Genomic DNA, 21,022 nt, shown 5'->3' on the forward strand with positions numbered 1-21,022 from the left:
GGTCCCTGAAACGGGGACGCAAAGGTGCCAAAGGCCGAGTCTAACGGGGTGGGAGCCGACCTCGGACGCGCAGTCCGAGGGGTGGCTCCGGTACGACCGCGCCCGTGGGGCCTCTTCGGCGTTACAGCAGGTACGCCGGGGTGCCCACGGGCAACGTAAATCGGAACTCGGCACCGCCGCCGGGGGCGCGGCCGACCGTGATGGTGCCGCCGTGGGCCTCGACGATGCCCTTGACGATGTACAGCCCGAGGCCCGTGCCGCCGCGCTTGCTGCCCCGCCAGAAGCGGGTGAAGACGCGGTTCATGGACTCCTCCGGGATGCCGGTGCCCTCGTCGCTCACGGTGACCGACGTGGCCGCGTTCTCGCCGTCCTCACGCTCGCGCGGGGACGCCGAGGGCGTGACGTCAATAGTGACGGTTCCCTCGCCGTGCCGCACCGCGTTTTCGAGCAGGTTGCTCAGCACCTGGTCGATCTTGTCCGGGTCGGCCCACAGGGGCGGCAGGGGCTGTTCGAGGCGCAGCAGGAAGCGGTCGGCGGGCTGGCCCGAGGTGACGTACGCCTGGATGTGGCGGCCGACGGCGGCGCCGATGTCGACGGGCTGGCGGCGCACTTCCAGTCGGCCGGAGTCGATGCGGGAGATGTCGAGCAGTTCGGCGATGAGCCGGGTGACCCGGTTGGCGTCGGCGTCGACGGTCTCCAGCATGAGTTTCTTCTGGTCGTCGGTGAAGCGTTCCCACTTGGCGAGCAGGGTGGCGGTGAAGCCCTTGACCGAGGTGAGCGGGGAGCGCAGCTCGTGGGCGACCGTGGCGATCAGCTCGGCGTGACTGCGCTCGGTGCGGCGGCGGGCCTCGGTGTCGCGCAGCGAGACGACGACGCGGCGGACGGGCCCGGTGGGCGCGGTGCGTACGTAGCGCGCGGAGACGAGCACTTCACGTCCCCCGGGGAGCAGCAGATTCCGCTCGGGCTGTCCGACGCGGATCGCGAGGCCGCCGTACGGGTCGGTCAGCTGCCACCAGCGACGGCCTTCGAGGTCCTCCAGGGGAAGGGCCGACTCCAGGTGGCGTCCGAGGGCGGCGGCGGCGGGGACGGCGGTGATGCGGGCGGCGGCGGCGTTGAAGCGGATGACCCGGCCGTTCTCGTCGGCGATGACGAGTCCGTCGGGCAGGTCGTCGGGGTCGATGCCGAGTTCGTCCCCCGGTTGCGAACCGAGGCCGACGCCGTGATCGGCGTCATGATCGGCGTCGAGTCGATCGTCGTGCTGACCGGCGCGCGGGAGCGCGGGTGTGTCGCGCACGTCCCGTGCGCGCGGTGCGCTCTTCGCACCGCTCGTGCCGACACCCATCCCCGTACCCCACCTCTCGTCTGGCGCAGTGGGCCCCCGAGCCCGTCACCCTACTAGCTGTCGGTGACGGAGCGGCACCCTCCGGAGGCGCGCTGTGCACGGGCGGACGCGTAGAGACATACGGCGGCGGCCGTCGCGAGGTTCAGACTCTCGGCCTTTCCGTGGATCGGTACGCGCACGACGGCGTCCGCCAGCGCGCGCGTCTCCTCCGGGAGCCCCCAGGCCTCATTGCCGAACACCCAGGCGGTGGGGCCGCCCATGGTCCCCTTGTCGAGCTCGTCGTCGAGGTCGTCCTCACCCGCTCCGTCGGCGGCGAGGATCCGTACGCCGGCGTCCTTGAGACCCTGCACGGCTGCCTCCACGGGCACACCGACGGCCACCGGCAGGTGAAAGAGGGAACCGACCGAGGCCCGTACGGCCTTGGGGTTGTACAGGTCGACGGACGCGTCGGTGAGTACGACGGCCTCGGCGCCGGCGGCGTCGGCGCACCGCAGCACCGTGCCGGCGTTCCCGGGGTCGCGCACGTGCGCGAGCACGGCGACGAGCTTGGGGCGGGCCGCGAGGATCTCCTCGAAGGGGGTGTCGAGGAACCGGCAGATCCCGACGAGCCCCTGCGGAGTGACGGTGGTCGAGATGTCGGCGATCACCTCCTCGTCGGCGAGGTGCACCCGGGCTCCGGCGGCCCGGGCGTCCCCGACGATGTCGGCGTAGCGCTCCGCGGCCTCGACGGTCGCGAACAGTTCGACGAGCGTGGCCGCCTCGTCGACGCGGTGCGCCGCCGCCTCGCGCACGGCCTGCGGTCCCTCGGCGAGGAACAGCCGTTCCTTGCCGCGGAAGTTCCGCCGGGCGAGCCGCCGCGCGGCGGCTACGCGCGGCGAGCGCGGGGAGATCAGCTCGGGGTCGGCGGGCATGGGGTCACCTCAGGGGGTTGCGGAGGGTCGGCTTGGGGTGGGGCGGGGCCGGGTCCCCTCGGAGAAGACGACGAGAACGGGGTCTGTGTGTCCATGCCGACCGCGGCCGGGCCTGATTCCGGGTCCGGGTTTCGGGAACCGGGCCGACGAGCCGCCTGCCGTCACCGGCCGTCGTCCGCTGACCGCGATCCCGGCGGCCTCGGACGCCCGGTCCGGCCGAGGTACGACGAGCGGTGCCGGACTCTCGGCCCAGCCGAGCGCCGACAGAGCACACCATCCCCGGCACACCCCGTCCACCAGGACGAAGCGGGCCCGGGACCAACCGGCTTGTCCCCGCCGGAGGCCGAAGGCCACATCCGCCGAAACGGAGCCCCGGGGCCGACGGGTCGGGTGTCCCGCCGGAGACCAGACACCGGCCGAGGCGAAACCCCACCACCGGACCCGGAACCAACCAGCTGGCAGTCCCCGCCGTAGACCCAAGGCCACATTCCGCCGAAACGGAACCCCACCGCCGGGCCCAGGGCCGACGGGTCGGGTGTCCCGCCGGAGACCGGGCGTCCGCCGAGACAGAGCCCCACCAGCAGACCCGGAACCAAACGGCTGGGTGTCCCGCCGGAGACCGGGCGCCGGCCGGGACGGAGGCCAGGCGTCCGTCGGGGCGCGACCCCGTCGCCGACCGGCTGCCCGGCCGGAGGGCTTCGGCGTTGCGAGCGGGCCTCGCCTCCCCGGTGGGGGCACCGGACGCGGCGCGTCATGCGTAGCGTCCGGTGCCGATCCGGGCCGGGATTCCCCCGCGGCCGACGTGCCGTACGGCGCCGCGGTACTCAGCCGCGACGGCGGCATCCGTCGGCATCCGGCGGTGCCGCGCCGACATCGCCAACGCGCAGCGTGCCCCGACAGACCGGCGGAGCCCAAACGCACCGGGACCCGCAAGCCGTGAGGCAAGCGGGTCCACAGCGACGTACGGCTCAGGCGAGCGCGAGCGTCACGCGGCCTTCGGCGCGTTGACGTCCGACGGCAGCGCCTTCTGCGCGACCTCGACGAGCGCGGCGAACGCACCGGCGTCGTTCACGGCCAGCTCGGCCAGGATCTTGCGGTCGACCTCGATGTTCGCGGCCTTCAGACCCTGGATGAAGCGGTTGTACGTGATGCCGTTGGCGCGGGCAGCGGCGTTGATGCGCTGGATCCACAGCTGACGGAAGTCGCCCTTGCGCTTCTTGCGGTCGTTGTAGTTGTAGACCAGCGAGTGGGTGACCTGCTCCTTGGCCTTGCGGTACAGGCGCGAACGCTGACCGCGGTAGCCGGAGGCCGCCTCGAGGATCGCCCGGCGCTTCTTGTGGGCGTTGACTGCCCGCTTGACGCGTGCCACTTTTTAACTCCTTGTAGCGGGGCCGTGGCTGTCGTCACACGGCCCGAAATCGATTGGGTCCCGGTCGGAGATCAGGCGCGCGGTGCGCGCCCGACGTCACTTGCCGAGAAGCTTCTTGATCTTCTTGGCGTCGCCCGGGGCCATCTCGGCGTTGCCGGTGAGGCGGCGCGTCAGGCGCGACGACTTGTGCTCGAGCAGGTGGCGCTTGCCGGCGCGCTCACGGAGCACCTTGCCGGAGCCGGTGACCTTGAAGCGCTTGCTGGCACCGCTGTGCGACTTGTTCTTCGGCATAGCGCCGTTCTCTCCTCGTCAGTGGCGTTCCGGTGCCCGGTCGTTAAACCGGGCACGGTGGAACGTCATGTATGTATCGATTGACATCCCCGGACTCACGTCCCGTGGACTCCATGGACTGTCGTCCCGGACTCCCCGGAGCCTTCGCCCTGGGATCAGGCCTCGGCGGAAGCCTCGGCCGGGGCCTCGGCGGTCTCGGCCTCGGAGGTCTCGGCCTCGGAGGTCTCGCCCTCGGCGATCTCACCCTCGGCGATCTCACCGTCGGCGGCGTTCTGCGAGCGACCGGGGTTGGCCTTCGCTTCAGCCTTGCGAGCCGCCTGGGCCTCACGGGCCTCGGCCATCGCCTCGGTCTTCTTCTTGTGCGGACCGAGAACCATGATCATGTTTCGGCCGTCCTGCTTCGGGTTCGACTCGACGAACCCGAGGTCCTCGACGTCCGAAGCCAGACGCTGCAGCAGTCGGTAGCCGAGCTCCGGCCGGGACTGCTCGCGACCGCGGAACATGATCGTGATCTTGACCTTGTCGCCCTGCTTGAGGAACCGGACGACGTGACCCTTTTTGGTGTCATAGTCGTGCGGGTCGATCTTCGGCCGGAGCTTCATTTCCTTGATGACCGTGTGCGCCTGGTTCTTGCGCGCCTCACGGGCCTTCATGGCCGACTCGTACTTGAACTTCCCGTAGTCCATGAGCTTGCAGACCGGCGGACGCGCGCTCGCCGCCACCTCGACCAGGTCGAGGTCGTACTCCTGCGCAAGCTCCAGCGCCTTGGCAAGCGGAACAATCCCGACCTGCTCGCCGCTGGGACCGACAAGTCGCACCTCGGGAACGCGAATCCGGTCGTTAATGCGGGGCTCGGTGCTGATGGATCCTCCTCGGTAGCACCACACGGCGGTCTGGCGGACAGCCGCGTATGTCTCTGATGACATGGGACCAACCACCGCGGGGCATGAAAAAATGCCCCGGACGGTACACAGGCGGGGCTCCAAGGAATACCGGAGCACCGCCGCGGTGAACCGCGGGGCGCACATTCGGGCGACTCCACCGTCCGTACGGAACGGTGGTGGCCGCCTGACCGGGTGACCCGCCATCCGTGAGGACGGTCGGGTGGGAGATCGGAGCCTCCACTTGTGGGCCGAGCACGCTGACATACGTCTGGGCGCATCCGGCCGGTCGTTACACAAGGTTAGCAGCTCCCCCGGGCCCGCGCTAACCGAGCGCCTCCGCGCTCCCGCGGACGGGTGCCTGCGTGCCGGGGCCTATCGTGTGGGACATGAGTGACACCCCTCCCCAGAACCCCGACTTCGACAGCATGACCCGCGACATCGCCGAGGTCCCCGCGGTCGAGGTCCTCGTGACGGTCGCCGTCAACCTGATGAGCGCCGCCGCCGTGAAGCTCGGTCTGACCGAGGAGGGCGACAAGTACAAGGACCTCGACGAGGCGCGCAAGCTGATCCACGCGCTGGCCGGACTGCTGGACGCGAGCGCGACCGAGATCAGCTCCTTCCACGCGTCCCCGCTGCGCGACGGCCTGAAGTCGCTGCAGCTGGCGTTCCGCGAGGCGTCGATCGTCCCGGACGAGCCGGGCCAGGGCCCGGGCGAGAAGTACACGGGCCCGATCTACGGCTAGATCCTGATCCGCCGAAGAGGGCCTTGGTTCCTCTCCCGCTCCCGCTTTCTACTGACGTACGTACAAGGGCTCGCCCGGTGGCGTCGTCCCGGCCGGCAGCAGTGCCAGGTCGAGACCGCGCACCAGGCGGGCCCTCAGCGTTTCGTCGGCGGCGAGCCGCCCGGCGAGCGCGCGGGCGGCTTCGGCCGGGGCCGCGGTCGGGTCCAGTACCAGCGCGAGCGTGCCGTCGGCCTGGCCGGGGCCCAGGTGGGCGCGGAGTACGGCGGGCTCGGCGGCCACGGCGGCGCGTACCGCCTCGACCACGGCGGGATCGGCGAGCGGGTCCGCCGTCGTACGCCCCTCGGCGAGGGCGAGCAGCGCCGAGCCGGTCAGTTCGTACGGCACCGGACCGGCCAGATCGAGGACGACCGTGTCGGCCTTCTCGTGCGCGGCGGCCTGCAGTGCCTGGTGCAGGGGTACGGCGACGGGGCGGGCCGCCGGGTCCCAGCGGGCCAGCGACTCGGTGGAGGTGAAGGCGGGCAGGGCCGTGCGGTGGCCTGCCTTCAGGGTGGGCACCGCCATGTCGCTGGTCTTCTCGTGACGCAGCCCGTTCTCGTCCTCCTCGACCTCGCCGAGGACGGCCACGACGGGCACGAGGAGCCGGGCGCCCTTGAGCGCCTCCAGGACCGGCCCCACGGCGGTGCGGTCCTCGGCCCAGGCCGCGAGTGCCGCGCTCAGCCGGGGATCGGCGGAGCCGTCGTCGTCGGGGAAGCCGGAGTCGGGAATGTTCTTGTTCGCCACGGTCCCCGACCCTATCGGGGGGATGCTGCTGGTCTTGTGCGGGCCCTGAAACCTGGCGTTGACAGCTTTCACGGGATTCTCAGCTTTCGCTGACGCACCTCTCACACGCGTCCAACGCCCGGCACAGGCACCACCCCGAGCATCGCGGGATGTCCCCTGACAGAGCTCGTCGGCGTCGCATCCGCCGCTCCGGACGCAGGACCCTCGTCCACACCGTCGTGGCTTCCGCCGTCCTCGTGGGCGGTACGGCGGCGGGTGCCGTCTACGTGAAGGCACAGGCGCACGACCGCGGGAGCCTCGTATCCTCCCCCTCGGCATCGCCGGGTACGTCGTCCTCGGCGTCGGCCGCGTCGTCGTCCCCCAGCCAGGAGGCATCGGTGGAACCTGTGACGGATCCCACGGTGGAGCGGGACGCCCTGCTCGCCAAGGCGATGAAGGCCGTGGCGTTGGAAGACGGCGCGGCGGTCTCGGTCGCGGTGTTCGACATCGACTCCGGCGAGGGCGCCGCCTACGGCGAGGGAGCCTTCGACACGGCCAGCATCGTCAAGGTCGACATCCTCGCGACGCTGCTGCTCCAGGCACAGGACGCGGACCGGCATCTGACGGCGGCGGAGAAGACGTACGCCACCGCGATGATCACGAACAGTGACAACGTGTCCGCGTCCGCGCTGTGGGACATCATCGGGCAGGCGGACGGTCTCGACGCCGCGAACGAGCGGTTCGGGCTGACCGGTACCTCCGGCGGGGACGGTGCGCTGTGGGGGCTGACTCAGACCACGGCGGCCGACCAGCTCACCCTGCTCCAGCAGGTGTTCGGGGACGACTCCGAACTCAGCGAGGCCTCGCGCACGTATCTCCAGGGGCTGATGGGCGAGATCGCCGCCGATCAGCACTGGGGGGTGTCGGCGGCGGCCGACGGCACGCAGTGGGCCCTCAAGAACGGGTGGCTGGCGCGGAGTTCGACCGGGCTGTGGGACATCAACAGCATTGGCCGGGTCGCCGTCGACGGGGACGAGTACCTGGTGGCGGCGCTGTCCAACGGCAACACGACCAAGGCCAAGGGGATCTCGGTGGTGGAGGCGGCGGCGAAGGCGGCGGTGGCCGCGTTCGGCTCCGCGTGAGTTCGGGGGAGCCGTGAAGGTGCGGGGTGTCCGTTCGGGTGCGGGTGCGTCGTGGCTGGGCGCGCAGTTCCCGGCGCCCCTGAAGCAGTTCCCCGCGCCCCTAAAGGGGCAGGTCGCCCGATGCGTCCGGCGCTGAGAACCTGCGGCCTCGCCACAGGATCACCGACGCGGCCAGCAGGACCACGCCCGCGCCGCCCGCCGCCGGGCCCAGCCAGCCGGACGGCTGGTTGTCGTCCGGGGCGGCGTCGGGGCCCGTACCGAAGTACTTCTTGCCGTACGCCGCCGCGTGGGTGCTGTCCGGTTTGAGGCGGCCTGCGGCCTCGATGGCCGCCGCGGGGTCGATGAAGCCGAAGCCGCGGGAGTCGTCGCGCCCGCCGCTGGGGGCGTTGCGGGCGGTGTCCTCCAGGAGCTTCTTGATCTGCGCCGGGGACAGGCCCGGGTGGGCCGCCTTGATGAGCGCGACCGCGCCGGAGACGAACGCGGAGGCGGCGCTGGTGCCCCAGCCCTCGTAGTACTTGTCGTCCGGATCGGCGATGACGACGTCGACGCCGGGGGCGCTGACGGTGGCGTACCAGCGGCGGGTGGAGAACGAGGCGCGGGTGCCGTTCTGGTCGACGGCCGTGGCCGCAATCACGCCCGGGTAGGCCGCCGGGTACGAGATGTGGTCGCCCTTCTCACCGCCGTTGCCGGCCGAGGCGACGACGACCGCGCCCTTCTTCAGGGCGTACTGGACGGCGGCGTCCTCGGCGGGCTCGGGATGGGCGGACTTGGAGTCGTCGCCGAGGGAGAGGTTGATGACGTCGGCGCCCTGGTCGGTGGCCCAGCGGATGCCTTCGGCGAGGGCGTTGCCACGGGTGTTGCGGGCCCTCGTACGGGCCGAGTCGCCGTCTTCGAGGATGACGCGGACGGGGAGGATCTTCGCCTCGGGGGCGATGCCGAGGACTCCGTCGCCGTTGCCGACGCCGTGCCCGTGGCCGGCGATGATCCCGGCCATCGCGGTGCCGTGCCGGGCCCAAGCGCGGTCACCGCGCTGCGCCCCGAAGCCGACCATGTCCTTTCCGGTGAGGACGTTGCCGGCCAGGTCCGGATGCTGGTCGTCGACGCCCGTGTCGAGGACCGCGACCGTGATGCCCTGGCCCTTCGTGGTGCGCCAGGCCTGCTGGGTGTGCATCGCGTCGAGGGCCCACTGCTGGGCGCGTATGCCGTCGGCGTGCGCGGCGGTGGACGGGAGCAGGGCGAGGGAGGCGGCCACCAGGACGCTCAGGGCTCCGGCCCTGCGGGTGGCCCTGCGGGATGCCTTACGGGCGGCCTCGTGGGTGGCCTCGCCGGTGGTGGCCCTGCGGGTGGCCTTGCGGGTCATGACGGCTTCTCCGTGGCCGAGCCGACGGTTTTGCGCAGGCTGCGCTCGATGCGGTCGGCGAGGCCCTGTGCGTCGTGGCCCAGGCCCGCCTGGGCCGGGGCCGTGGTCGCACCGGGCTTGATGGCGTCCGCGGCGGGCTGCGGTGCGGTGACGATACGGCCGTCGGCGAAGCCGGTGACGGCGTAGACGACCACGGGCGCGTCGGTGAGCACCGACACCGTCCAGGACGCGCGCTGGGCGTCGCCGAACCCGGCGGCGACGGTGCCCTTGGCGGCGTACGGACGGGGCATCAGATCGGTGCGCCGGCCGAGGCCTTCCTGCTGGAAACGGTTCTTCAGCGCGGTCATGGCCGCCGGGTCCGCCTTGGTGAACAGCAGGCCCACGGTGGTGACCTGACTGCGGGTCGCGTCCGTGTACGTGGCCCGCAGCAGCCGTAGACAGCCTGCTGGGGCGAGCGCCTTGCTCAGGAGCGGATCGAACGCGTTCGCGCAGCCGCTGTCCGGGACGACGGCGAGTCGGGTCCAGGTGCGGTCGGCGCCGCCGGGGCCCGCGCCCTGGCCCTGCACGGTGGGCGGGAAGAGCTGGTCCACGGGCACGCTGTGCCACATGCTTCCGGCCGCCACGAAGGCGCTGTGCGCACCGTCCGCGCCCGTGCCGTCGCCGGTCAGCCAGCTCCCGGCCGCCGCGCCGCCGATGAGGCCGAGGCCCAGCACGACGCAGGCCGCGGCCGCTGCCGCCCGGGGCCGGGTACGCGCGCCGACGTGGCGCGGGCGCGTGGTGTCGTCGTAGGTCTCGGGCTCCGCGAACGACACGTACGGGCGTGCCGTGCCGGGGGCCGGGCTCGCGGGGACGGACGGTTCGACGGGCCGCTCCGCGGGGACGGGGCGCAGCCGCGTGGTCGTCTCCGTGATCCCGTCCTCGGGTACGGGCGTCCGCCGGGCCGGGCCGGGATGCGGCACACCGGGGTGCCGGCCGGCGGGCGGGGCGTCGGGAAAGCGGGCGGAGGCCGGGGGCGGGGGCGGGGACGCGGGGATGGTGGTGCGCCGGCCGGGGAAGCCGGGATGCGCCGGCTCGTGGCGCGGGGGCTCAGGGGTGCCGGTGGCACCCGGCGCCTGCGGGGACGCCGTACCGGCGGAGGACGGCCCCGCCGACGGTTTCGGGTCGTGCGAGAGCCGGAAGGGGCGCGCCGCCCGGGTACCGCCGCCGTCCGGGCGGGCCATGACGTCACCGGAGGTGTCGGACGCCTCACCTGAGCGCGGGACCGCGTCCGTCGGGGAACCGGCCGACACCGGCCGCCGGGGACCGCCCGCGCGGGGCGCCCCGGCAGTGTCGGGCGACGACGGGGTACGGGGCTCACTGCCCGACCGCGGTGTCCCGGCGGTGGACGGACCAGGTGACGGGGAGGCGGCGCCCGCGCGGGGCGGCGTCATGGTGTCGTCCGCCGGGGACGGGCGGCTCTGCCGGGGTGCGCGCGCGGCGGGGGCGTCAGCCGTGGTGGGCCGCTCCGCCGGGCGGCGCGGGGCGCCTGTCGCGGGCAGTTCACCGGAGTCGGGGAGCGTCCAGGACTCGCCCACCGCGGACGGGTCCGTCCGGCGGGGCACCGGGGCGGTGGCCGCGGGCGGTTCCTGCGGGCTCGGCAGCGACCAGGGCTCGCCGCCCACGGGCGGCTCGGCCGGACGCGGCCGCCAAGTGGCGCCCGAGGGCAGGTACTTCGGGCGGGGCGGCATCGCGTCCCCGCCCGCGGGGGACTGCTCGGGTCGCGGCGGGGTCGGCGGCGGCGTGACGCCCCCCGCGGTCGGCGCTTCGGGCCTCTGCGGGGGCACCGGATTCCCACTCCCGGGAGACATCTCCGGCGTCGGTGCGGTCGCCGCACGGGTCGGCACACCGCCCTCGCTCCTCGGAGACCGTTCGGGCCGGGGCGGGGTCGCCGACCAGGAAGGCACGCCCTCCCCACCCGCCGGAGACTGTGCGGGCCGCGGCGGGATCGCCCGGCCGGACGGTTCGCGCTCCCCGCTCGTCGGGGCCTGTGCGGGCCGCGGCGGGGTCACCGGGCGGGAGGGCGTGGAGCCGGTGCGGCCCTCCGAGGGAGGCGGTGGGGTGTCCTGCGCGGGAGACGCTGCCGCCTCGGGGGAGACCGTCCCCTCGGGGGAGTCTCCCGGTGACCGTGCCGGGCGGGGTGGGGTGGCCGGGCGTGGCGGGATGGAGGCGCGGCGCGCTTCCGTGCTCATGCACCCCCCGTTTCCTCGTACCCGGGCTACCGACCCGGCCCGGAATCCGCCGGGCCGCTCACGTGTACGGAAGAAACCACCTCGGCGACTCACCCGTCACGAGCACCCATACCCGTGCCGACGGACCGTCATCCCGGGCACGACCCGCCCGGACAAGGTCGTTCCTCCCTGCGTGCGCGTCACTCTACGGGTTGACGTGGGCAGGGAGGGAACCAGTCCGCACGCCCGGGGCATCTGCCCGGAACATCCCCCTACCCTGCGGTAATCGAGTCTGGCAGGCTTCGGTCATGACTGCCCGCGCCGCAGACCGGGCCCGCTACGACCGGGCCACAGCTCATCTCGACGCCCCTCTCGCGATCGTGGATCTGGAGGCCTTCGACGCGAACGCGGACGATCTTGTCCGCAGGGCGGGCGGCAAGCCGATCCGGGTCGCCAGCAAGTCGGTGCGCTGCCGCGCCCTGCTCGAGCGCGTCCTGGAGCGGGACGGTTTCGCGGGGATCATGTCCTTCACCCTGGCCGAGTCGATCTGGCTGGCCCGTTCCGGCTTCGACGACATCCTGCTCGCCTACCCCTCGGCGGACACCCGGGGCTTCGCCGAGCTGACCTCCGACCCCAAGCTCGCCGCCGCCGTCACCGTCATGGTCGACGACCCCGCCCAGCTCCACCTGATCGACGAGGCCCGCCGGGACGGCACCGAAGTGGTGCGCGTCTGCCTGGAGTTGGACACCTCGCTCAAGCTGCTCGGCGGCCGGGTGCGGGTCGGGGCGCTGCGCTCGCCGCTGCACTCGCCCGCCCAGGTGGCCGACCTGGCCCGCGCCGTGGTCCGCCGGCCCGGGTTCAAGCTGGTGGGGATCATGGCGTACGAGGGGCATGTCGCGGGTGTCGGTGACGCCGTCGCGGGGCGGCCCTTGCGGTCGCGTGCGGTCAGGCTCATGCAGGCCACCGCTCGCAAGGAGCTCGCGCGGCGGCGCGCCGAGGTGGTCCGTGCCGTACGGGCCGTGGAGCCGGACCTCGAGTACGTCAACGGCGGCGGGACGGGCAGTGTGCAGCACACGGCCGCCGAGGACGCGGTCACCGAGATCGCGGCGGGCTCCGGGCTGTACGTTCCTCGGCTGTTCGACAACTACACGTCGTTCAGCGGGCGTCCGGCCGCGCTCTTCGCGCAGCCGGTGGTCCGCAGGCCGGGCGTCGGGGTCGTCACGGTGCTCGGCGGCGGCTACCCGGCCTCGGGCGCCCCGGGCCCCGACCGGCTGCCGGTCCCCTACCTGCCGGAGGGTCTGCGCTACGACCCCCAGGAGGGCCCCGGCGAGGTGCAGACGCCGCTGCTCGGCGCCCCCGCGGACGACCTGCTCATCGGCGACAAGGTGTGGTTCCGGCACGCGAAGGCCGGGGAGCTGTGCGAGCGGTTCGACGCGCTGCACCTGGTCGAGGGCGACACGGTGACCGCGACCGTCCCGACGTACCGGGGAGAGGGCCACACCTTCCTGTAGCCGGACTCACCGCGTGCCCACCGGCCGGATCCCCTGGGTGATCCGGTCCATGTCGGTGAGCGGCGGCCCGTCCGCACCCGCGTCGAACACGAAGCGGACGATGACGAGGGCCCGCGAGCCCACGCGGGAGGGGAACGCCAGCGATTCGACGTAGCCCCCTGGTCCCACCCCCGTCTTCACCTGCCAGCGCACGAGGTATCCGACGCTGCCCGCGACGGCGACCGGGCTCGCCCGCAGCTGCCGGTGGGACGTGACGCCGTGGAAGGGCCGGTTGTCGAGGAGGTCACGGTCGTACGCGGTGCTCGCGGCGTCCGCGATGTCGTGCTCGGCGAGGGCCTTCGGAGACCTCTCGTCGTTCGCGGTGACGGTGCGCGAGACGACCCGCCCGTGCCGGCACAGACCGGGGTCGCCCGGGCAGTCGTAGGTGCCGGGGGTGGTCATCATGACGTCGTCCTCGGCGACGTCCTGGGCGCGGACCCAGCCGTCGAACAGCGGCAGGGCGATGCCGTTGAGCTCGTCCACGACGACGGACGGGTCGCCGGAGGACGGGCCGGCCGGGGAGCCGGTGGTCTCTGTGGGTGCGGCGGGCGGGGCGGTCCGTGCCGCCGCGGTGCCCCCGCCGCCCTCCCGGCCGAGCACGAAGGCACCCGTGACGATCGCGGTGACCAGGACGACTCCGGCGGTGACGAGTGCCACGGCCTTGGCGCGTCCGGAGCCGCCGACGACGGGTCGCGGCGGTGCCAGGGGCGTCTGGGGTGCCTCGGGTCCTCGCCGGTGGTCCGTCCAGGCGGTGCCGTCCCACCAGCGCTCGACGAGCGGGTACGAGGGGTCGCGGTACCAGCCGGGCGGAGGCGTCATGCTCATTCCGGCACTCTAGGGCGCGCCCCGAACGTCACTACACGGGTGTTCCGTAGACGGTGTCCTTCTGGCCGGGTACGACCGAACCGTCGTCCCTGAGGACGGGTTCCGCGCCGCCGCCGGTCGCGTGGTGGGCGCTGGTCGCGCACGGGTACGGCTCGGGCCTGCGCGGCAGCGGCCCGATGAACATCGGGTTGATCACCCAGCGGCCGTCGGCGTCGTCGTACGCGCGGCACATGAGTTCGCTCTTGTTGCGGTTGAGGACGAGATGGGCTCCGGTGGCGTCCCCGACGAAGGTCACATCGGTGTCGGCGTCGCCGGTCGCGAGCACGGTGCGGTGGCGTGGGTCCTGCCGCCGCCAGGCCGCGGCGCCGTGGACGCCGTAGATCTCCTGGTTGATCCAGCAGCGCTTGCCGTCGATGTACGGGATGTCCTCGCCCCGGGTCGCCGGTACGCCGCCGCAGCCCTCGTTGCGGGTGGTGATCCGGCCGCGCCGGTCGAGGACCGACCGGATGGCGATCGTGTGCCGGGTGCCACCGCGAAGCACAAGGAAGGCCGAGGCGGGTCGTGCGCGGACCGTCACCCAGTCCGCGCCCGGCCCGCGCCAGTCCGCGAACCAGGTCGCGCTGCTGGTCGTATTGACGCCCTCGCCGAAATCACCTTCGGCGATTCAGGTCCGCACCGCAAAAGCGGCGCCACCACGGGTTCCTGCTTCGCAGGCTCCTGCCGCACCCGAGGGATGTGGTCTTACACGAGCCTCCACAGGCGTCACTTCCCGTCCGCCCGACGGTAGGTCCGCAATTAGATTGTCGGACGAGAGGAAGTTAGCAGCCGAGCCCGGCCTCAGGCCCCGTCCAGAGCTCGTCACCACGTAAACCCACCCGTAAGAGTCAAGCCTCGGGCTCAAGTTCGGTATCAGCTCGCATGGCACCCACGGTCAGCGCACCGATCTCGTCGTTGCCCCCGGGCGGACCGCCTTGGCGTCGGTGACGTCGTTCTTGGTGACGGTGTTGTCCCAGTCGAAGGCGGCGACCGGGCGGCCCGCCGGGGGGACCGGCCCGGCGCAGGTGCCTCGCTCGTCGATCACCTGTTGCAGGTGGGCGCGGTTGTCGCCGTACCAACGTGTGGAAAGCCGCGGGCAGTCGGGACGGGTGCCGGACGAGGCGGTCGGCGCGGCCGCCAGGGTGGCGGCCGCGACCAGGGTCCACGCGAAGGTGACACGAACGGATCGATATCGCATGGAACGTGCATACACCGGGGCGATCTACAGGGGCGTGACGTACGCGCCCGAGATCCCCCCGTCCACCAGGAAGTCGGAGGCGTTCACGAAGGAGGAGTCGTCGCTGGCGAGGAAGGCTACCGCCGCGGCGATCTCCTCGGCCTCGGCGAACCGGCCGACGGGGATGTGGACGAGCCGGCGTGCGGCCCGCTCGGGGTCCTTGGCGAACAGTTCCTGGAGCAGCGGGGTGTTGACCGGTCCCGGGCACAGGGCGTTGACGCGGATGCCCTCGCGGGCGAACTGGACGCCCAGTTCACGGGACATGGCCAGCACACCGCCCTTGGAGGCCGTGTACGAGATCTGCGAGGTGGCCGCGCCCATCCGGGCCACGAAGGACGCCGTGTTGATGATGGAGCCCTTGCCCTGGCGTCGCATGTAGGGGATCGCGGCCTTGCAGCACAGGTAGACGGAGGTGAGGTTGACCTCCTGGACGCGCTTCCAGGCCTCCAGGCCGGTGTCCAGGATGGAGTCGTCGTCGGGCGGCGAGATGCCCGCGTTGTTGAAGGCGATGTCGACGGAGCCGTAGGTGTCGAACGCCGTCTTGAAGAGCGCCTCGACCTGCTCGGGGTCGGTGACGTCGACCTTGACGAAGATCCCGCCGACCTCGTCGGCGGCGGCCTTGCCGCGGACGTCGTCGACGTCGCCGCAGACGACGTGGGCGCCCTCGGAGGCGAGCCGGCGGGCGGTGGCGAGACCGATGCCGCTGCCGGCGCCGGTGATGACGGCGGTACGGCCGACGAGACGGCGGCAGATGATTCCTTCGGCGTCCGCGGCGGCTTCGGTGCCTGCGGTGGCTGCGGTGGCTGCGGTGGCTTCGGTCACTGTGCGGGGCCCTCCGTGCTGATGAAGACGTTCTTGGTTTCGGTGAAGGCGGTGAGCGCGTCCGGGCCGAGTTCGCGGCCGATACCCGACTGCTTGAAGCCGCCGAAGGGGGTCCAGTAGCGGACGCTGGAGTGGGAATTGACGGACAGGTTCCCGGCGCGGACGGCCTGCGAGACGCGCAGGGCGCGGCCGACGTCACGGGTCCAGATGGAACCGGCGAGGCCGTACTCGGTGGCGTTGGCGAGCCGGATCGCGTCCGCCTCGTCCTCGAAGGGCAGGACGACGGCGACGGGGCCGAAGACCTCCTCGACGGCCACACGCGCGTGGGGCTCGACACCGGTGAGGACGGTGGGCGGGAACCAGAAGCCGGGGCCTTCGGGGGCCTTCCCGCGGATGCCCTCGGTGCCCTCCGGGACGTACGAGCGGACGCGGTCCAGCTGGACCCGGGAGATGAGCGGGCCCATGTCCGTCTTCTCGTCCGCCGGGTCGCCGACGGTCACCGCCTCGATCGCGGGGCTCAGCAGCTCCAGGAAACGGTCGTAGGCGGAGCGCTGGACGAGGATGCGGGTGCGGGCGCAGCAGTCCTGGCCCGAGTTGTCGAGGAAGGCCATCGGAGCCGCTGCGGCGGCGGCCTCGACATCCGCGTCGGCGAAGACGATGTTGGGGCTCTTGCCACCGAGTTCGAGGGTGACGCGCTTGAGCAGGGCCGAGCCCTTCGCCAACACCTGTTTGCCCACGGCCGTTGACCCGGTGAACACGATCTTCGCGACGCCGGGGTGCTCGACGAGCGCGTTGCCCGCGACCGGGCCGTGGCCGGGGAGCACCTGGAAGAGCCCCTCGGGCAGACCGGCCTCCAGAGCCAGCTCGGCCAGCCGGAGCGCCGTCAGGGGGGTCGTCTCGGCGGGCTTGAGGATGACCGCGTTCCCGGCCGCGAGCGCGGGGGCGGTGCCCCAGGCGGCGATCGGCATCGGGAAGTTCCAGGGCGCGATGACGCCCACGACGCCGAGCGGTTCGAGGATGGTCACGTCGAGGCCGCCCGGAACCGGGATCTGGCGGCCGGTGAGCCGCTCCACTCCCCCGGCCGCGTAGTCGAGCAGGTCTCGGACGTTGCCCGCCTCCCAGCGCGCGTTGCCGACCGTGTGCCCGGCCTCGCGCACCTCCAGCCGGGCGAGTTCCTCCAGGTGCCCGTCGACGGCGGCCGCGAAGCGGCGCAGCAGGCGGGCGCGGTCGGCGGGCGGCAGCGCCGCCCACTTCGCCTGGGCTCGCGCGGCGCGTACGACGGCCGCGTCCACGTCGGCCGCGGTGGCGGCCGGGACGGTGGCGAGGACCTCTTCGGTGGCCGGGTTGAGCACCTGGAGATCGAGCTCGTTCGACAAGGAAGGACCTCTCACATGCGTTCGAAGGAGCGGCGCAGCTCCCAGTCGGTCACCGCGGCGTCGAAGGCCTCCAGCTCGACGCGGGCCATGTTGCGGTAGTGCGCGACCACCTCGTCGCCGAAGGCGGCCTTGGCGATGGGGCTGTTCTCCCAGAGCTCGGCGGCCTCGCGCAGAGTGGTGGGGACGTGCGCGTACTCGGCGGTGTACGCGTTGCCCGCGCACGGCTCCGGCAGCTCCAGCTTCTGCTCGATGCCGTACAGGCCGGCCGCGACGAGTCCGGCGACGGCCAGGTGCGGATTGACGTCACCGCCGGGCAGCCGGTTCTCGAAGCGCGTCGAGCGGCCGTGGCCGACGACGCGGAGCGCACAGGTGCGGTTGTCGTGTCCCCAGGCGACGGCGGTCGGGGCGAAGGAGCCGGGCTGGAAGCGCTTGTAGGAGTTGATGTGGGGCGCGTAGAGGAGCGAGAAGTCGCGCAGGGCCGCCAGTTGCCCGGCGAGGAAGTACCGCATGACCTCGGACATGCCGCCCGGGTCCTGCGCCGAGCCGGCCATCACGTTCGTGCCGTCCGCGTCCGTGAGCGAGAGGTGGATGTGACAGGAGTTGCCCTCGCGCTCGTTGTACTTCGCCATGAAGGTGAGCGAGACGCCCTCCTGGGAGGCGATCTCCTTGGCGCCGGTCTTGTAGATGGCGTGCTGGTCGCAGGTGACGAGGGCCTCGTCGTACTTGAAGGCGATCTCGTGCTGGCCGGGGTTGCACTCGCCCTTGGCGGACTCGACGGTCAGCCCCGCGGCCTGCATCTCGTTGCGGATGCGGCGCAGCAGCGGCTCGATGCGCCCGGTGCCGAGGACCGAGTAGTCGATGTTGTACTGATTGGCCGGGGTGAGCCCCTTGTAGCCCGCGTCCCAGGCCTGCTCGTAGGTGTCCTTGAAGACGATGAACTCGAGCTCGGTGCCGACCTGGGCGGTGTAGCCGAGTGCGGCGAGGCGGTCGAGCTGGCGGCGCAGGATCTGGCGGGGCGCGGCCACGACCGGGGAGCCGTCGTTCCAGACGAGGTCGGCGACGAGCAGGGCGGTGCCCTCGTTCCACGGCACCCGCCGTAGGGTGCCGAGATCGGGGCGCATGGCGAAGTCGCCGTAGCCCCGGTCCCAGGAGGACATGGCGTACCCGTCGACCGTGTTCATCTCGGTGTCGACGGCGAGGAGATAGTTGCAGCCCTCCGTGCCGTGCTCGAGGACCTCGTCGAGGAAGAAGCGCGCGGCGAACCGCTTGCCCTGGAGCCGCCCCTGCATGTCGGGGAAGGCCAGGACGACGGTGTCGATCTCGCCGCCCGCGACGAGGGCGTGCAGCTCCTCGACGGCGAGCGGGGGTGTGCGGTCTGCCACCGGAAAAGCCTCCTTGGGTCAGCCGAGAGCCATAAGGTATTGCCGAGAACCTTTGCTTGGGAAGGGGGCACGACCAGATGACGCGGGCGGAAGCCGACGGTGGTGTGGACGACCGACTGACGCCGGTGCTGCGGCCGGTGCGGGCGGGCAACGGTTTCGAGGAGGCACTGGAGCAGATCCTCCAAGTGGTCAGGCTGGGGCTGGTGCCCGGCGGCGGACGGCTGCCCGCGGAGCGGGAGCTCGCGGAGCGGCTGGGGATCAGCCGGGTCACGCTGCGCGAGGTCCTGAAGGTGCTCCAGGACCAGGGTCTCGTCGAGTCGCGGCGCGGACGGTACGGCGGCACGTTCGTGGTGCCGAGGGCCGAGACCCCCGGCGAGGACGAGCTGCGGCGCCGGTTCGCCGAGGTCGACATCGAGGACGTCTTGCGTTTCCGCGAGGTGCTGGAGGTGGGTGCGGCGGGGCTGTGCGCGGCGCACGGGCTCTCCGCGGAGCAGGCGGAGCGGCTGCGCGAGGCGCTGGCCCGCACGCACGAGGCGCCGCTGGCGGACTACCGGCGCCTGGACACCCTGCTCCACCTCACCCTCGCCGAGCTGAGCGGTTCACCGTCGCTGACGGCCCAGTACGCGGCCGTCCGCGCCTCCGTCAACGACCTGCTCGACTGCATCCCCCTCCTGGTCCGCAACCTCGAGCACTCCCAGCGCCAGCACACCGCGCTGGTCGAGGCGGTGCTCGACGGGGACGCGGACGGGGCGCGGGAGATGACGCGGGAGCACTGCGCGGGGACGGCGGCGCTGCTGCGGGGCTTCCTGGCGTGAGCCCTCTGCCGGTACCGTACAAAGACTTCAAAGGTATGACTGCATTCCATTGAATCCGTAGGGAGCGCGGCGTGGGAGGTACGGACGGTGCGGGCGGCGTGGGCGGTGTGAGCGACGTGGCCAGACCGCTGATCGGCGTGAGTACGTATCTGGAGGCCGGGGCGCGCTGGGGGGTGTGGGAGCTGGAGGCCGCTCTGCTGCCGGCCGGCTATCCGCGGCTCGTCCAGGCGGCGGGGGGTCTCGCCGCGATGCTGCCGCCGGACGACCCCTCCCACGCCGCGTCGACCGTCGCCCGTCTCGACGGCCTCGTGATCGCGGGCGGCCCCGATGTCGACCCCGTCCACTACGGCGCCGAGCGCTCCCCGCGGACCGGACCGCCGGCCGCCGCCCGCGACGCCTGGGAACTCGCCCTGATCGACGCCGCGTTGGCGTCCGGCACCCCGCTCCTCGGCATCTGCCGGGGCATGCAGCTCCTCAACGTCGCCCTCGGCGGCACGCTCGTCCAGCACATCGACGGGCATGTGAAGGACGTCGGGGTCTTCGGGCGGCACGAGGTGACGCCGGTGGCGGGGAGTCTGTACGGGGATGTCGTGCCGGAGACATGTGCCGTGCCGACGTATCACCACCAGGCGGTCGAACGCCTCGGAGCGGGACTGACGGTCTCGGCGCACGCGCCCGACGGAACGGTGGAGGCGATCGAACTTCCCTCTTCCCGCTGGGTGTTGGGTGTGCAGTGGCATCCCGAGATGGGCGAGGACCTGAGGGTCATGAGGGCGTTGGTGCGAGCCGCCGCCTGAGCCAGTCGAGGGCGGCGGCGCCCTGGGCGTGCTGGAAGGCGCGCAGGGTCGGCAGTCCCGGGGGCGGTGGCTGCCGGGACTGCTGGACGAAGAAGCCGGCGAGGGCCGCCAGGGTGGCGGTGACGCCTTCCGGGTCGGCGTCGCGGCCCAGCGGGTGGGCGGTGAACACCTCTTCGGGGTCGGGGCCGCCCTGGGCGCGGACGCAGGGGAGCATCAGCAGCAGGTCGAACCACGGGGCGGCGCGCACGGCGTGCGGCCAGTCGACGAAGACGACCCCGCCGTCCTTCGTGAGCAGGACGTTGTCCGCACGCAGGTCGGCGTGCGCGAGGGTGTCGCCGGTGGCGAACTCGGTCCACGGGGCGGAGAGTTCGGCCAGTTCGTGCAGGTGCGCGGCGGTCCACGGGTCGAGGCCCTCACTCCCGGTGTCCCCGGAGTCGATGAGCTGCCGCCACCCCTGGAAGGCGTGGGCCAGGGACTGTGCGGCGGTCGGGGCGTCGAACGGTGCCGGCGTCAGGGCCCGGCCCAACTCCTCGACGGCGTCGAGGACCCGTCTGAACTCGTCCTCCCGCCAGGGGACATGGGGCTGACGGCCCGCCACGTCCTCGAAGACCAGGGCGACCCAGGTGCCGTCGTCGTAGGTACCGAGGAGCCTGGGGGCGGGGGTGTTCGGCGGGAGCGCGGAGGCGTTCCTCGCCTCCGTTCGGTGCAGGGAGGGGCTGTCGGGGTTCGTCTCTCCACTGACGGCCTTCACGAACGCGCGGCGGTGGTCCGTGGTGGTCACGCGGGTGGCGGCGCCGGGCGAGAAGCCGCCCTCCTGCGTGACGGCCGTCCGCACCGGCGCCCCGAGCACCTCCGCGACGGCGTCCCGGAGCGTGCGCGGGAGTTCTTCCCAGGGTGTGCGCAGGCCCGCGGCGGGCGGGGCGATCGGATTCATGCCCCGCATCCTGCGGGGCCCCGCCCCCGACCGCCACCGATTTCTCCCGCCCCCGGCACCGACCTGACCGGCCTCGCCCTCAAACGCCGCACGGGCCGAAGGCCTCCAGAAGTCGTCTAGGGGCGCGGGGAAACTGCGCGATCGGCCCCCACCCGCCCGCAGCCGAACGAATCCGGACAACCGGAGAACCCGGAGCGAAGCCGCACCCAGGGGCGCGGGGAACTGCGCGACCAGCCCCCA

General features: G+C 72.6%; 19 protein-coding genes and 1 pseudogene. 5 read left to right on the top strand and 15 right to left on the bottom strand.

The window, feature by feature from the left end:
• Nucleotides 1-121: 121 nt before the first annotated feature.
• The 5 genes from ACZ7M2_RS35765 to infC all read right to left on the bottom strand — a co-directional run bounded on the left by ACZ7M2_RS35765 (nucleotide 122) and on the right by infC (nucleotide 4,800).
• The gene (locus ACZ7M2_RS35765; protein WP_471598805.1) at nucleotides 122-1,342 is read right to left on the bottom strand and encodes a sensor histidine kinase; all 1,221 of its coding nucleotides are present in this window, start codon (nucleotides 1,340-1,342) and stop codon (nucleotides 122-124) included.
• A 53-nt stretch (nucleotides 1,343-1,395) separates the two neighbouring features.
• A complete protein-coding gene (locus ACZ7M2_RS35770) occupies nucleotides 1,396-2,253 on the bottom strand; it encodes a TrmH family RNA methyltransferase (RefSeq protein WP_403694696.1) in 858 nt (285 codons plus the stop codon).
• Nucleotides 2,254-3,238: 985 nt separating this feature from the next.
• The gene (rplT, locus tag ACZ7M2_RS35775) at nucleotides 3,239-3,622 is read right to left on the bottom strand and encodes a 50S ribosomal protein L20 (protein ID WP_054236131.1); all 384 of its coding nucleotides are present in this window, start codon (nucleotides 3,620-3,622) and stop codon (nucleotides 3,239-3,241) included.
• 96 nt (nucleotides 3,623-3,718) lie between these two features.
• A complete protein-coding gene (rpmI, locus tag ACZ7M2_RS35780; protein ID WP_007829094.1) occupies nucleotides 3,719-3,913 on the bottom strand; it encodes a 50S ribosomal protein L35 in 195 nt (64 codons plus the stop codon).
• Nucleotides 3,914-4,068: 155 nt separating this feature from the next.
• Nucleotides 4,069-4,800 (bottom strand): translation initiation factor IF-3, encoded by a 732-nt coding sequence (gene infC, locus ACZ7M2_RS35785; protein ID WP_471598831.1) that lies wholly within the window; start codon nucleotides 4,798-4,800, stop codon nucleotides 4,069-4,071.
• 383 nt (nucleotides 4,801-5,183) lie between these two features.
• On the opposite strand from infC, the gene ACZ7M2_RS35790 reads away from it, so the two are divergent.
• Nucleotides 5,184-5,540, top strand: coding sequence for a DUF1844 domain-containing protein (locus tag ACZ7M2_RS35790; RefSeq protein ID WP_054236133.1), 357 nt, complete (start codon nucleotides 5,184-5,186; stop codon nucleotides 5,538-5,540).
• A gap of 48 nt (nucleotides 5,541-5,588) precedes the next feature.
• Here the strand turns inward: ACZ7M2_RS35790 and ACZ7M2_RS35795 are convergent, their stop codons facing one another.
• Nucleotides 5,589-6,320, bottom strand: a complete 732-nt coding sequence (locus ACZ7M2_RS35795; protein ID WP_054236134.1) for an SseB family protein — start codon at nucleotides 6,318-6,320, stop codon at nucleotides 5,589-5,591.
• A 149-nt stretch (nucleotides 6,321-6,469) separates the two neighbouring features.
• Here ACZ7M2_RS35795 and ACZ7M2_RS35800 point away from each other — a divergent pair, with 149 nt between their 5' ends.
• Entirely contained in the window at nucleotides 6,470-7,441 is a 972-nt protein-coding gene (locus ACZ7M2_RS35800; RefSeq protein ID WP_471598806.1) for a serine hydrolase, read from the top strand.
• A gap of 100 nt (nucleotides 7,442-7,541) precedes the next feature.
• On the opposite strand, the gene mycP is transcribed toward ACZ7M2_RS35800, so the two are convergent.
• Both mycP and ACZ7M2_RS35810 read right to left on the bottom strand, forming a co-directional pair.
• On the bottom strand, nucleotides 7,542-8,801 hold the full coding sequence (mycP, locus tag ACZ7M2_RS35805; RefSeq protein ID WP_471598807.1) for a type VII secretion-associated serine protease mycosin: 1,260 nt from the start codon (nucleotides 8,799-8,801) through the stop codon (nucleotides 7,542-7,544).
• Complete coding sequence (locus ACZ7M2_RS35810) at nucleotides 8,798-10,624, bottom strand: hypothetical protein (protein ID WP_471598808.1); 1,827 nt, start codon at nucleotides 10,622-10,624, stop codon at nucleotides 8,798-8,800. The genes mycP and ACZ7M2_RS35810 overlap by 4 nt, the downstream gene beginning before the upstream one ends.
• Before the next feature lie 692 nt (nucleotides 10,625-11,316).
• Here ACZ7M2_RS35810 and ACZ7M2_RS35815 point away from each other — a divergent pair.
• A complete protein-coding gene (locus tag ACZ7M2_RS35815; protein ID WP_471598809.1) occupies nucleotides 11,317-12,519 on the top strand; it encodes an amino acid deaminase/aldolase in 1,203 nt (400 codons plus the stop codon).
• 6 nt (nucleotides 12,520-12,525) lie between these two features.
• Here ACZ7M2_RS35815 and ACZ7M2_RS35820 read toward each other — a convergent pair whose 3' ends face one another.
• From ACZ7M2_RS35820 to ACZ7M2_RS35845, 6 genes and pseudogenes are all read right to left on the bottom strand, one after another.
• Nucleotides 12,526-13,383, bottom strand: a complete 858-nt coding sequence (locus tag ACZ7M2_RS35820) for a DUF2510 domain-containing protein (protein WP_471598810.1) — start codon at nucleotides 13,381-13,383, stop codon at nucleotides 12,526-12,528.
• Between the two features lie 31 nt (nucleotides 13,384-13,414).
• Nucleotides 13,415-14,021: pseudogene (locus ACZ7M2_RS35825) on the bottom strand (haloacid dehalogenase-like hydrolase); the annotation flags it as partial.
• Nucleotides 14,022-14,314: 293 nt separating this feature from the next.
• Nucleotides 14,315-14,617, bottom strand: coding sequence for a hypothetical protein (locus ACZ7M2_RS35830; RefSeq protein WP_471598811.1), 303 nt, complete (start codon nucleotides 14,615-14,617; stop codon nucleotides 14,315-14,317).
• 24 nt (nucleotides 14,618-14,641) lie between these two features.
• Nucleotides 14,642-15,412: a 3-oxoacyl-ACP reductase gene (locus tag ACZ7M2_RS35835; RefSeq protein WP_471598832.1), complete on the bottom strand. Its 771-nt coding sequence runs from the start codon at nucleotides 15,410-15,412 to the stop codon at nucleotides 14,642-14,644.
• A 62-nt stretch (nucleotides 15,413-15,474) separates the two neighbouring features.
• Complete coding sequence (locus tag ACZ7M2_RS35840) at nucleotides 15,475-16,854, bottom strand: aldehyde dehydrogenase family protein (protein ID WP_471598812.1); 1,380 nt, start codon at nucleotides 16,852-16,854, stop codon at nucleotides 15,475-15,477.
• 11 nt (nucleotides 16,855-16,865) lie between these two features.
• Nucleotides 16,866-18,236: a glutamine synthetase family protein gene (locus ACZ7M2_RS35845; RefSeq protein WP_471598813.1), complete on the bottom strand. Its 1,371-nt coding sequence runs from the start codon at nucleotides 18,234-18,236 to the stop codon at nucleotides 16,866-16,868.
• Nucleotides 18,237-18,313: 77 nt separating this feature from the next.
• Between ACZ7M2_RS35845 and ACZ7M2_RS35850 the strand changes: the two genes are divergently transcribed.
• Both ACZ7M2_RS35850 and ACZ7M2_RS35855 read left to right on the top strand, forming a co-directional pair.
• Nucleotides 18,314-19,051, top strand: a complete 738-nt coding sequence (locus ACZ7M2_RS35850; RefSeq protein ID WP_470051356.1) for a FadR/GntR family transcriptional regulator — start codon at nucleotides 18,314-18,316, stop codon at nucleotides 19,049-19,051.
• A 71-nt stretch (nucleotides 19,052-19,122) separates the two neighbouring features.
• Nucleotides 19,123-19,848 carry a gamma-glutamyl-gamma-aminobutyrate hydrolase family protein gene (locus ACZ7M2_RS35855; RefSeq protein ID WP_471598814.1) on the top strand — a complete coding sequence of 242 codons (726 nt, stop codon included), beginning with the start codon at nucleotides 19,123-19,125 and terminating at the stop codon, nucleotides 19,846-19,848.
• Here the strand turns inward: ACZ7M2_RS35855 and ACZ7M2_RS35860 are convergent.
• The gene (locus ACZ7M2_RS35860; protein WP_471598815.1) at nucleotides 19,817-20,782 is read right to left on the bottom strand and encodes a phosphotransferase; all 966 of its coding nucleotides are present in this window, start codon (nucleotides 20,780-20,782) and stop codon (nucleotides 19,817-19,819) included. The two genes, ACZ7M2_RS35855 and ACZ7M2_RS35860, sit on opposite strands and share 32 nt — an antisense overlap.
• Nucleotides 20,783-21,022: the final 240 nt, after the last annotated feature.

This window comes from Streptomyces sp. NPDC111507 (assembly GCF_055638955.1).

What these genes read in the sequence shown, in the direction of transcription:
- ACZ7M2_RS35765 (WP_471598805.1), bottom strand. Translation starts at nt 1,342, where the DNA reads ATGGGTGTCGGCACGAGCGGTGCGAAGAGCGCACCGCGCGCACGGGAC.
- ACZ7M2_RS35770 (WP_403694696.1), bottom strand. Translation starts at nt 2,253, where the DNA reads ATGCCCGCCGACCCCGAGCTGATCTCCCCGCGCTCGCCGCGCGTAGCC.
- rpmI (WP_007829094.1), bottom strand. Translation starts at nt 3,913, where the DNA reads ATGCCGAAGAACAAGTCGCACAGCGGTGCCAGCAAGCGCTTCAAGGTC.
- ACZ7M2_RS35790 (WP_054236133.1), top strand. Translation starts at nt 5,184, where the DNA reads ATGAGTGACACCCCTCCCCAGAACCCCGACTTCGACAGCATGACCCGC.
- ACZ7M2_RS35800 (WP_471598806.1), top strand. Translation starts at nt 6,470, where the DNA reads ATGTCCCCTGACAGAGCTCGTCGGCGTCGCATCCGCCGCTCCGGACGC.
- mycP (WP_471598807.1), bottom strand. Translation starts at nt 8,801, where the DNA reads ATGACCCGCAAGGCCACCCGCAGGGCCACCACCGGCGAGGCCACCCAC.
- ACZ7M2_RS35815 (WP_471598809.1), top strand. Translation starts at nt 11,317, where the DNA reads ATGACTGCCCGCGCCGCAGACCGGGCCCGCTACGACCGGGCCACAGCT.
- ACZ7M2_RS35820 (WP_471598810.1), bottom strand. Translation starts at nt 13,383, where the DNA reads ATGAGCATGACGCCTCCGCCCGGCTGGTACCGCGACCCCTCGTACCCG.
- ACZ7M2_RS35830 (WP_471598811.1), bottom strand. Translation starts at nt 14,617, where the DNA reads ATGCGATATCGATCCGTTCGTGTCACCTTCGCGTGGACCCTGGTCGCG.
- ACZ7M2_RS35850 (WP_470051356.1), top strand. Translation starts at nt 18,314, where the DNA reads ATGACGCGGGCGGAAGCCGACGGTGGTGTGGACGACCGACTGACGCCG.
- ACZ7M2_RS35860 (WP_471598815.1), bottom strand. Translation starts at nt 20,782, where the DNA reads ATGAATCCGATCGCCCCGCCCGCCGCGGGCCTGCGCACACCCTGGGAA.